This window comes from Aliiroseovarius sp. YM-037 (assembly GCF_048060095.1).
Classification (GTDB): Bacteria; Pseudomonadota; Alphaproteobacteria; order Rhodobacterales; family Rhodobacteraceae; genus JBLUOA01.
The window spans coordinates 524187-535796 of sequence record NZ_JBLUOA010000001.1; the positions used below are offsets into that span (position 1 = coordinate 524187).

An 11610-nucleotide genomic window follows, 5' to 3' on the forward strand; every position below is an offset into this window, starting at 1 on the left:
AGAGAGGACAAGATGACGAAATCGGTATTGAAGAATATCTCTGAGATTCGCCGCCATTTTCACCGGAACGAGGATCCGATCTACTTCATCTCTGCGACAAACTTCAATCTGCTGGGATTGGACGAGTGGTGTAAAAATTTCAAGTATATCTGCTACATAGATTGTTATGACGGAAAGCATCCGAATGTGTTCTGCCCGTCTGAACAACCCCACGCTGAGTTCCAGTCGATCGAAGACATCAACAACTACCTGCTTCAGCACAAGGAAGTCATCGACCTGATAAAGCGGCGGGGCGGCAAGCCAAAATTCGTGTTCCTGATGTTCGACGAGGAGACAGAGCGGCTGTCAAAGGAACTGGGCGCGGAGGTGTGGTTCCCGAAAGCCAAGCTGCGCACCAATATGGACAACAAGATCGAAACCGTGCGGATCGGCAACAAGGCGGGCGTGCCGTCGGTGCCGAATGTGCTGGCAGAGGTGAAGGACTACGCGGACCTGCGCAAGACATGCGAGAAGGCCAAGATCGGGCATGACCTCGTGCTGCAATCGGCGTTCGGCGACAGCGGGCACACCACGTTCTTCATCAAGTCCGAGGCCGATTTCCGGCGGCATGAGCATGAGATCGTCGGAGAGGGCGAGATCAAGATCATGAAGCGCATCGATTGCCGGGGATCGGCGATCGAGGCTTGCGCGACGAAGGAAGGCACCATCGTCGGCCCCTTAATGACCGAACTCGTCGGGTTCAAGGAACTGACCCCTTATCGAGGCGGCTGGTGCGGGAACGAGATTTTCTCGACCGCTTTCCCGCCGAAGGTCCGGCAGAAGGCGCGGGAACTGACCTTCAAGTTCGGTGAGCAACTGCGCAAGGAAGGGTATCGCGGGTATTTCGAACTCGACTTCCTGATCGACAAGAAGACTGGCGATATCTGGCTGGGCGAACTGAACCCCCGCATCACTGGCGCGTCCTCAATGACCAATCACGCGGCCTTCGCCCATGCGGACGCGCCGCTGTTCCTGTTCCACCTGCTTGAATTCTCGAAGAAGAAATTCAACCTCGATGTGGCCGAGCTGAACGGCCGCTGGGCGGACCCGAGCATGATCGATAGCTGGTCGCAGATGGTTATCAAACATACGGACGATACCGTCGACATCGCGACTGATGTGCCAGAAACCGGCATCTACAAGATGAAAGAGGACGGCTCCGTTGTCTTTGACCGCTTCGACTATCACCGCCGCGCTGTGGAGTCCGAGAATGAAGCGTTCTTCCTGCGCATCCTGCAGCCGGGCGATTACCGCTATGAGGGGGCGGATATCGGCATTCTCGTGACGCGGGGCCGTTCGATGACGCCGGGTTTCAAGTTGAACGAACGCGGAAAACGGTGGATACACGGCATCAAGCAGGGCGTGGCCGCAAAGCCATTGCCCGTGGTCGAAGCCGGGCCGGCGCTGTCTGATCCGGCGTTCAAGATTCTCTGACCTCTGACGCATCCGCGTGAAGGATTCTGATGCAGCTTCTTTGGCGCGCCATAAATGAACCGACCCCCGGCCCGAAATGGGCCGGGATATTTCAGGAATACTGGCCAGACTATCATCGCTGGTGGCTGAAGGCAGGGGCCGAGGCCCGCCCGACCTATTGGGATAGCCTGCAAGCGCTGAACACCCACATGCCGGAACTTGTGCCGCTTTACGAACAACTGTGCGAGTTGTCGGGCGGATCGGACCACGCTGCGCGGTTCCTCAGCTTTTACTGCCCGCCGCCCTACCTGTCCGGCTGTTCGCAGGCGATCTGGCCGGGGAAAGAACCGGTGCTGGTTCGTAATTATGACTATCATCCCAAGGCGTTTGACAGCCTGATCCTGCGGACCGAATGGCAAGGCCGGAAAATCGTCGGGACAAGCGATGGATTGTGGGGCTTGGTCGACGGCATGAATGATGCGGGGCTTGCGGTGTCGTTGACCTTCGGCGGGCGGCGCGTGGTTGGTGACGGGTTCGGCGTGCCGCTGATCCTTCGCTACGTGCTGCAAACCTGCGAAACGGCCGAGGAAGCGGGCGAAGCGCTCGCGCGAGTGCCGACACACATGAGCTATAACGTCACTGTGGTGGATGCAAAGCGCAGGTTTCTGACCGCGCTCATGGCACCGGATCGTCCGACGCAAATCACCCATGCGGCGGTGGCGACGAACCATCAGGAAAAGGTCGAATGGGCCAGCCACGCCCGTTTCACCGCGACGGTTGAACGCGAACGGTTCCTGCTGCAACGCCTGACCCTACATGTGGAACCGGAAGAAAAATTCGTCAGCGCGTTCCTGAAACCACCGCTTTATTCCTCGGCCTTCAACGAAGGGTTTGGCACGCTTTATACTGCGGTCTATCGGCCAAGGCTTGGCCAGATGGAGATCAAATGGCCGAAGGCGACGTGGCAGCTTGACCTCAATGATTTTGAGGAAGGCCAGCGCGCGATCTACACGCCGGAGCTTGAGCGACCCTAGCCGGCTGCCCGTGGGTGTTGCAGTGCCGCGACCAAAGCCTCGGGGCTTGGGCGGGCGAGTTTATTCATCAGATGTAGAACCGTCCGGCGGCATTCGGACCCGGCCCAACCCTCCAGCGCGAAATCGGCGGCGGCGGGGTGGCGCAGCAGGATGCGGCGCCAGTTGTGCAGGATCAACGTGCGCAGGATCGTCTGTTCGATCAGGGTGCTTTGCCGGATGCTGCGCAGGTTGCGCGTGATGCCTTTCAGCAGTGCATCAAGTTCCTCATAGGCCGTGACGATCTCTGGCGGTGCGATTTTGTCCCTGACCCAACCCACGTCAGACAACACACTTAGCGATCCCACAAAGGCGTTGGGCGGGGCGGGGTGAGGGCGGATCGGCAGCAGATAGGTGTTGCCAGACACCGCAATCGCATCATGCAGCGGGCCGTTTGCCGCGTCGCCTGCGCTATGTGGGGCGGTAATGATGATGTGCCAGTCGGCGGGCTTTTCCGGTGCCGCGCCATAAACACGGTGGCGCACCGCGTTGGTTTGCTGGCGGCCAAAATCGGTGAGGGCGTATAGGCTGACCCGCCCAATTTTGCTGGTTTCGATCCAGCCATCCTTACGCAAACGGTGAAGCGCGACGCGCAGGGCTTCGGGCTTGATCCCGATAGGCTGCACGAGTGCGGCCAGAACCGGACCTATCAGGTGAGTTTTCGGAGCGGCGGCGAGGTCGCCGAAGAACGTCACAAGGACAGACCAGACCTTCAGCGTGCTGTGGTCTTTCAGGTCGTTGATTGCCGCAAGGGCGCGATCATTTCCTTGGGTCATATCCGTAGGTTACAGAGTATCGCAGATATGCTCTAGCCCAAAGGGGGGCGAGCGTGCGCCCGCCGCCGGTATCAGGCCGGCGGCGGGCGAATTTTTGGGGCCGTCAGACGCGCTTGAAATAGCGTGTCCGCAGCAAAACGCGGCTGTCCTGGCTATCGACCATTTGCACCCGTGCTTCGGGCGAAAAGGTATAGCGCCGCCCCGTATAGCTGCCACGCACCGTAAAGGAATTGCCGCCGACATAGCCGATGCGCACATCGGTCGTGGGCAGTTCTTTCGGAATGACGGGCGGGGGGCCTGTGTCAATTGACCAAGGCATCTCCGCTCTCAGATCTCCGCAACATCCCATTTTTCTGTTCTCCTTCAATCAAAATTGGTTCTTCTGAGCGTTCTTCCAACAGGATCGCCGCGCCGGACAGGGCAAGCCACAAAACGACGTGCATGTGCCAGGCGGCGTCGATCACGAAAGCAAACGGTATGGCCACCCAAAGCGACAGGCATTTGAAGCAATCCATCAAATGCCCGACCCAACTGCGGCCAGCGGCAATTCTAAGGTAGATGACCACGTTCCATGGTCCGTCCTCTTTCGCGATCAGGTGCGTGACGCGCCAGACCGCGAAAACTGCCAGTAGTATGATTAACCAATCGGCCATTGTGCCCTCTGCTTTCTGTCGGAACTCTCAAGTGAAACGCTGTGGGCCAGCGAAGGCCCACAGCGATTTTGCATAGATGCCTCAGGCATCACGGTCCGGAAGTTCCAGAGTTGTCGTAACGCGGATCGTCCGCGTTCCATCCCGGCCGACCTCTGACGACGACCGGAGGTCGGCCGAAAGGGGGTCACTTTGGTTGGGCAGGTCTGGAAGCTCTCCGTCGATGTCCGTCGCACCACCGAGGTCGAGTTCCAGCTCTGGTTCGTCGATGTCCGGCGGTTCGGGCAGATCGATGTCGATCATATCCGGTTCTCCGGGCTCATCCAGATCGTCCTCCTCAAGCCCACCAAGCATATCGACGTCGGGATCGATATCCTCAAGGGCGGCAGCAATATCGGAGTCAGGGTCATCGATCAGATCGTCGAAATCGTCCCCGAGGTCGCCACCAAGCCCATCATCCGGGGTGTCCGGATCGTCCGGAAGCGGAGGCTCCGGCATATCGGGCATATCGGGTTCGGGCGGCTCCGGCAGATCGTCGATGTCGTCGAACTCGTCCATGGCGGGGGCGCCGCCATCCGGCGCCCCCAGTTCTTCCAGTTCCGCTTCTGCCAAGGCTGCCAGTTCAGGCAAGTCACCCTCAGCGGCAAGCGGGTCGTCCATCCATTCAGGATTTGTCATGGTATTTCTCCTTTTCACCACTGATCACTGGCAGTTACGCGCGGCGTATGTGTAGCGTTCACACAACCGCTTATCTTGCGCGCTCTGCGTGATCCGATACCGGCAGCAGTAGTAGGCTGCGTAGTAACGGTACGAGAGGCACAGATGCTGCTTCTTGCGGGATTTCTGGTACATGCAGGCATAGGCCATCGCATGATACCGGTAGCAGAGGCAGCGCGTCGCCGGCTTCTTGTCGATCGTGAACTGGCAGCAATAGAACGCGGCCAAATAACGATAGTAGAGGCACAGATACTTGCGATCCTGCGTTTCCGCGTATTTGCAGCGGTAGTAGGCCGCATAGTAACGCAGGCATCTGCAGCGGTTCTCAAGCTTCTTGTCGATGCCGTAGAGGCAGCAGAAATACGCCCCGATGTACCGGTAGTAGAGGCACTGGTACTTACGTTCCCGTGTCTTCTGGTACATGCAGTTGTAGTAGTTGGCGTAGAAGCGGTTGCAGAGGCACTTGTCCTGCGGGTTCTGCGTCACCCGGAAGCGGCAGCAATGGAAGGCCGCCATGTACCGGTAGTAATGGCACAGGTGATCGCGGTTCTGCGACTGCTGATAGAGGCAGCGATAGTAGGCCGCATAGTAGCGATAGCAGTTGCACAGATACTGACGTTTCTGCGTTTTCTGATACCGGCAACAGTTCCACGCCGCGACGTAGCGATAGTAGATACAGAGATACCGCTTGTTCTGCGTTTCCCTATACTTCTTCAGCGCATCGCGGGCCGCCTTGCGATACCGTTCGCACGGATCCTGACAGACACGATCATACGCGGCTTTGGCCTGAATGATGCCAGAGCCGGAGTGTTGATCCCATCCGGCGGCTCCGATATCTCGGGCCGTTGCCTTGAAGACCGATTTGATCGCCGCTTGCGTCAGGCTTTGGTTACACTGCTTCAACAGCGCCACAACACCTGCCGCGATTGGACAGGCGGCAGAGGTGCCGGTGTCACAGCCGAAGAAGCCGGTGAAGTGCGAGATCGAACAGAAATCAGGCTTGTGCGCGCCCATCGAGGATGGACCCTGACTGCTGTAGCCAACCAGCTTGTTCTGGATATTGGCTGCACCGACGGTCATCACGGCCGGATGGCCGTTCGCGCCCCAGATGCTCTTGCCCGGTCCGTTGTCGTTTCCGCAACGACCCGAGGGGCATCCTTCGCCACAGTTGCCTGCGGCAAACAGCACGATGATCCCTTCGTTGATTGCCTCAACGACCTTCCGCGTGAACGGATGGTTCGGGTTGGTCGCATAGTCCGGGTCCCATGACTTCTGGTAGATACCCCAGCTGTTTGTCATGATCTGCGGCGTGCCGTTTGCGCGATACTTGTTGATCGCCCATTGATACCCCGCCAAAGCGGCGGCCATCGTGCCAGCCATCGAACCAGACGCGATGCGGATGTCGTAAATCCGTGCCTCCGGAGCCATGCCAAGAACGTCGGTCGACACCATGTTGCCGTGCCACCCCCAGCTTACGCCGGTTGTGCCCCAGCTTGCCGCTGGCCACCCGTCAACGACGCGCGGGATCAGCTTGTTCGGCCAGTTGGGATTGCTGGTATCGGCAGAGTTGATCGGACGTCCCTGCGCCGTGATACCGCCATCAACACAGGCCACATACATGCCCTGTCCGCGGTGGCCATTGGCCCAGATTTGATCGACACCCAGATATTGCGCGACCTGCGCAAGCGAGCCTTTGGAGCACGCCGCCGTCCCGTGATCGCAATCACACGGGGGAATCGGACAGTCTCCGGGGGCTTGGGATGGCGTCACGAAGGGTTCGAACTCGCCGGACGGTCCGTCACTGAAAGGGGCGATTTCGGCGTTCAGCCATACCCCCAGCACGTTGTCCTGCTTTTCAAGCGCCTTCATGTCGCCCTTTTCGACGGTGCCAAGAACAAACACGCTCTCCTGCCCCGCATTTTCAAGTTCTGCACTGATACTGCTGTCTTCGGCTGTGCCGGCCGGCACAGGTTCGTACTCTTGGTCCAGCGTAAAGCTACTCACGTTTAGCTGCGCTGCTTCATTCATCGTCGCAGAGGGCGCTTGGTCTTGCGCGACCCTCATTTCCACGATGACCTGAACTTTGGTTTCTCCGGCACCACCACCGGATTTCTTCTCAGCCATTTTCAATCTCCAAGATCAAATGTTGGCCGTCCCTGACAATCGCGAAACCCGCCGGGAAAATACGCCGACAGACACCGCGAAAACGGCCTGATTTATGCTCGATACTGCCAAGTCATTGAAAACATGCGGAAACGTAATCTTCCGAAGCGGTTTTCTGGTCGTTGATGACCCCGCATACTCAGACAATAAAAATGTGAAACGGCGGGGTTTTGTGTGCTGAATGCCAAGCTGTTGTTCTAAAAAAGCAATCAGCGAAAATGTGTTCTACTAATCCTTAGATTGTATCAAAAATCGCGATTCCTCTCAAGCCAGAGTCCGGTTTGGGCGATGTCTGCCCGGCGGAAAGTGGCGCACCCCGACGCTGTGATCGGTCGAGTGTCACCTGCCGAATCAAACATCGGGGTGCGCAAGAGGAAGCATCCGGGATTCGCGTCATCACAGACCCAACCGACCATCATTCAGCCGACTAACGATGCGATGACGTTAGGTAAGCTAGGGTGATTCTGCATTTGGATGTGATGCAGTCATTCCTTGGTGGGGGAATCGGATATTTCTAGAGTGAGTGGATTTAAGCAAGATTTTGATGATACAACTGGGAGGTGTTTTTTCCCAGGCCGACGTTTTAAAGACCGAACCAGATCAGGAAACGCATTGTCCGCATCGCATCCAAATGCACCAACCTCCGAAAAAATAACGGATGTTTCGCCACCTGAAACAGGCGGCGTGCGGAAGACACCCCTTTCAAAACTCTACGTTCTCGGGCCGCTTGGACTTATCGCCAACGATGGTCGGTCGCTGACCCCACGGGGTAAGAAAGCGCAGGGTTTGCTGGCGCTTCTGGCACTTGCCCCGCGCGGGCAACGCACGCGCGTCTGGCTGCGCGACAAACTATGGAGTGAGAGCGACGAGAAGAAATCCTCCTCCTCGCTCCGGCAGACTGTTTTCGAGATCAAGAAAGATCTCGGAGAGTTTGCGGATTACATTTTGCAAATCGACCGCCATTCGATCGGGCTGAAGCTGAACAATCTGTGGATTGATCTTCATGCGGTGAAGGAAAACCTCGACGTTTGTGGTGAGCTTGGCGTGACACCGGAAACGGAGCTGCTGGAAGGTTGCGATGTTGCGGATGAGGAATTCGAACAATGGCTGTCTATGGAGCGGCAGATCTGGGCGGATATCGCGGACGAAATCCCCGAAAAGGCCATACGCCCCGGACAGGTCACAAGCCGCGGCGAACGAGGAAACTTGCCGGCTGTTAGCGACAAAGGCGAGCTTCTGTCACCGATCTACAGCCTTGGGTTCCTGCCGAATATCCAGCATGGCTGCGATGAATATACCCAACACGTTGCAGACTACGTGCTGGAAGGGGTCGCGAAGAACCTGAAGGAATTTCAGCCGATCCAGATTTTCGATTTTAGGGATTCGACTGAGCATAGTTCGAACCTGACCAACGCCTGTGAAACCGAATACTTCGTGCGCGTCCGCGCGATGCAGGTCCAGCGACAGATTACGCTGACGCTGTTCCTTTACAAAACTTCGCAGATGTCGCTGGAATGGAGCCAGACGATCCAGATGGGCGTCGATGAGCTGCTGTCCCAGGATTTTCCGGTCCTTGCCGGTTTCATCTCGCAAAACGTGGATCGGCTGGCAAAGTCGGTGTTCGAGGACCGCCCGTTCCAGAACGACCCGGCAGTCGCGGCGCGGCGCGCTGGCTATACCGCGCTGAACCTGATGTTCAAACTAGACGAAACCGCGTTATTGAATTCCTGCGATCTGTTGGAAACCGCGCACCAAAAATCACCGAGTTCGATTTATCCTGCGCTGCAATCCTACGTGACGTCTTTCCTGACCGGCGAAAATCTGGGTGAGTTGAAATCAGACGCCGCCATACAGACCCGCGAAATCGTGAAATCGACGCTGGAAGGAAACCCGTTCAACAGCATCGCGCTCGCCTGTCTGAGCCATGTGATGGGTTATGTTTTCCGTGACCACGATCTGGCGCATGAATTGATCGAACGCGCGATCAAGCTAAACGATTCACAGGCGTTCGTGTGGGACCATCTGGCGCTGCACAAAATCTACACCGGTGACTTTGAGGCGGCGTATGAAGCCGCGCGGAAGGCTGTCTATATCGGCGCTTACAGTCCGATCAGCTACAGCTATGACACGACGCTTTCGATGGCCGCGACGATGGTTGGCAAGCATGGCGAAGCGATTGTGGCTGGGCAAAACGCGCTTGGCAAACAGCCGCGCTTTGCAGCGGCGATGCGCTATCTGATTGCCAATTTGGGGCACGCCGGGCGGTTTGAGGAAGCGCAGGAAATTTACTCGAAGCTATTGAAGGTCGATCCTGATTTTGCCGACCGACAGGTGCAACAGGAACGGTTTAGACTTACAGATACATTTGCGGAAGATCTTGTTCTTAAAGGGATAAGTGAAGCCGAATCCTGAGGGGAGGGATTGATGGCCGACACCACGATTTTGTCAGAACACCGGTTTACTGTCACGACCATGGGACTGAGTCTTGGCGATGCCGATGCGCCGCAGGGCATTGGACCCGATGCAACCGGCGCGGGGGCGCAAGGGGGTGGAACGCTGGTTTCGCTGCTTGCGCTGAACCGTAATCGGAACCGCAATCGCAACAGAAATCGGAACCGCAGCCAGAACCGCAATCGCAATCGCAACCGCGGGTTTGCGGAGCAAGGAGGCGGGGGCGGGATTCAGGAACCGTGGGAAGAACGGGAAATTCTGCACGAACTGATCAACGATTGGGACGATCTGCCCCTGCCACCGCCGCCGACGATGGACCAGTTGCGGGTGGAATGTCAGGAACTGCTGCGAAAGCAGTATCTGCTGTCGCAGCCCGAACACATCACCCGGCGCGAAGAAATCCTGATTGAAAGCCAGCTTGAACTGTCGCGGTATCTTCGCCCGCTGAATATCGAAGAACAGGGCGGTTATGACGCGACGATTGGCCTGATCCTGACGGTTCTGGCGCTGACGGATGAAATTGGCCTGCGCTACAAGCACCGGTTCAACCTGCTGCGTCCTAATCAGGTGGAACCCCGGCTGCGCCCGTTCCTCGCCAACCCGTCGCATGCGTCTTATCCCAGCAATCATTCGTTCCAGTCGTTTTCGGTGGCATTCGTGATGTCGCGCCTGCTGCCCGAACATCCCGGAAGCTCTGAGATGTTTCGAAGTGCAAGACGGATTGCAGAGAATCGGGAATGGGCCGGGGTGCACTATGCCTCGGACACACGGGCGGGGCATGATCTGGCGCGGATGGTCGCGCCGGTGCTGGAAAAAGTCTGCCGCAAGCAGATGCTGGCCGCGCAATATGAATGGTACTGATGGGGGGTTTGGGGATGACTAACGGAATAGGAACCGGACGAGAAGTTTATTCAGACTACGACGCGCTTTGGCATCTGGTCTGCATGGGCGTCATTGACGGCGACCACGCAGCCGCCAGTGGGGCAACGGCGGTCGCCAAGGGTGCGACGACACGGGTTGCGATGATCGACACGTCTGTCGCCGTCGATCATCCGAACCTTGCCGTCGCGATCAACCGCGATCTGGCGTTCGATGTCTTTTCGACCCGGCTGGGCGCGTTTCCCTACCGCACGGCGCAGAACGGTGACACGACCGGTCTGCTTGGCGCGATCGAGATCAACGGATCGACCCAGGTGGCCGAAGACCTGCCGGAGGTTGCAAAAATCCTCGCCGAACTGATTGACCGCCTGTCCGCGAGCGAACAGACCCGAATCGACGGTATCTCGCCCGCCGTGATGCCCGAATTTTCGGGCCACGGAACCGCGATCGCGGGCCTCATCGGTGCGCGACCGACAACCCAACCGTTGTCCGTCGATACCAGCAAGACAATCCCGCTACCCTATCGCGGGGTCGACCCGGATTGCGAGATCGTTCCGATCTCGACCAATTTCGACCTTGATCCCGAAGTGCTGATCGTCGCTTTCCTGTACGCGGAGCTGATCGACGCCGATGTGGTGGTTCTGCCCCGGATCATCCCTGATCCCGATCGCACGACGCCCGAGCTTCGACATACGAAGGTGGGGGAAAAGACGCTCGATACCCTCGTGTCGCCCGATACGCAGACGGACTATCACAAAACGCTTTGGGCTGAGCTAGCGCAGCTTATCATCAACGTGTCGATGAACCGGCCCGTCGTGTGCGCCGGTGGCAATGCGAATGAGCGTGACGGGATCTATCCCGCGAACCTTGCCAATGACGGGAACGGCATCATTGCCGTCGGGGCCGTCAACGCAAAGGGATACCGCAGCGGTTTCAGCGCGATGAGCAACCCGACCGTCGTTGCCCCCAGCAACGACAGCGAGGTCTTCGACGTTGGCGAAGTGCGCCTTGACGATCAGCGGCACGACTATTCCCCAAAAGGTGTGCCGTCCAAAAACGAGAATTACAAATTCTCCCATTTCGATGTGATTTCAACCGATGTGCCGGGCGTTTACGGCTATTCACGCAGCCCGTTTCGCAGCAGCGAACCAGACCTGAGCGTGCGCGAATTCGGATCGTATTATTGCCGGTTCGGCGGCACCTCGGCGTCGTCTGCCTTGGTTGCTGGGTATCTGGCGTTGGGGCAGTCATCCGGTGCCGTCGGTAAATCCGCAGACGGCTTGGAGAAAAAAGCGTGGTTGTTGTCGCGCTGCGCGACGGTCACGCTGGACGACGGCGAATTTCTGTGCCCCGCGTGGGGCGGAGAGGTTGTTTTCCCGCACGAGGCATAAGCCCTTCAGGCCTTGCGGTTTCGATTTGAACACTTAGGCTCCGATTGCGAAAGGGGCCGCC

10 protein-coding genes are annotated in these 11610 nt (G+C 57.9%); 5 read left to right on the forward strand and 5 right to left on the reverse strand.

Annotation, left to right across the window (positions count from 1 at the left end):
* Nucleotides 1–12 precede the first annotated feature (12 nt).
* On the forward strand, nt 13–1473 hold the full coding sequence (locus ACEWPJ_RS02480) for a biotin carboxylase (protein WP_416510636.1): 1461 nt from the start codon (nt 13–15) through the stop codon (nt 1471–1473).
* A 29-nt stretch (nt 1474–1502) separates the two neighbouring features.
* On the forward strand, nt 1503–2486 hold the full coding sequence (locus ACEWPJ_RS02485; protein WP_416510638.1) for a C45 family autoproteolytic acyltransferase/hydolase: 984 nt from the start codon (nt 1503–1505) through the stop codon (nt 2484–2486).
* Here the strand turns inward: ACEWPJ_RS02485 and ACEWPJ_RS02490 are convergent.
* The 5 genes from ACEWPJ_RS02490 to ACEWPJ_RS02510 form a co-directional block, all read right to left on the reverse strand.
* A complete protein-coding gene (locus ACEWPJ_RS02490; protein WP_416510640.1) occupies nt 2483–3298 on the reverse strand; it encodes a PaaX family transcriptional regulator C-terminal domain-containing protein in 816 nt (271 codons plus the stop codon). The genes ACEWPJ_RS02485 and ACEWPJ_RS02490 overlap by 4 nt on opposite strands.
* A 103-nt stretch (nt 3299–3401) precedes the next feature.
* A complete protein-coding gene (locus ACEWPJ_RS02495; protein ID WP_416510641.1) occupies nt 3402–3617 on the reverse strand; it encodes a hypothetical protein in 216 nt (71 codons plus the stop codon).
* The gene (locus ACEWPJ_RS02500; protein WP_416510642.1) at nt 3601–3951 is read right to left on the reverse strand and encodes a DUF1360 domain-containing protein; all 351 of its coding nucleotides are present in this window, start codon (nt 3949–3951) and stop codon (nt 3601–3603) included. Before ACEWPJ_RS02500 ends, ACEWPJ_RS02495 begins: the two co-directional genes overlap by 17 nt.
* 81 nt (nt 3952–4032) lie before the next feature.
* Nucleotides 4033–4626: a hypothetical protein gene (locus ACEWPJ_RS02505; RefSeq protein ID WP_416510644.1), complete on the reverse strand. Its 594-nt coding sequence runs from the start codon at nt 4624–4626 to the stop codon at nt 4033–4035.
* Between the two features lie 24 nt (nt 4627–4650).
* Complete coding sequence (locus ACEWPJ_RS02510) at nt 4651–6789, reverse strand: S8 family peptidase (RefSeq protein WP_416510646.1); 2139 nt, start codon at nt 6787–6789, stop codon at nt 4651–4653.
* Between the two features lie 723 nt (nt 6790–7512).
* On the opposite strand from ACEWPJ_RS02510, the gene ACEWPJ_RS02515 reads away from it, so the two are divergent.
* From ACEWPJ_RS02515 to ACEWPJ_RS02525, 3 genes are read left to right on the forward strand one after another with little or no spacing between them, the layout of a single operon-like run.
* Nucleotides 7513–9240, forward strand: coding sequence for a transcriptional regulator (locus ACEWPJ_RS02515; RefSeq protein ID WP_416510647.1), 1728 nt, complete (start codon nt 7513–7515; stop codon nt 9238–9240).
* A gap of 12 nt (nt 9241–9252) precedes the next feature.
* The gene (locus ACEWPJ_RS02520) at nt 9253–10140 is read left to right on the forward strand and encodes a phosphatase PAP2 family protein (protein ID WP_416510649.1); all 888 of its coding nucleotides are present in this window, start codon (nt 9253–9255) and stop codon (nt 10138–10140) included.
* 14 nt (nt 10141–10154) lie between these two features.
* The gene (locus tag ACEWPJ_RS02525) at nt 10155–11549 is read left to right on the forward strand and encodes a S8 family serine peptidase (RefSeq protein ID WP_416510651.1); all 1395 of its coding nucleotides are present in this window, start codon (nt 10155–10157) and stop codon (nt 11547–11549) included.
* Nucleotides 11550–11610 lie beyond the last annotated feature (61 nt).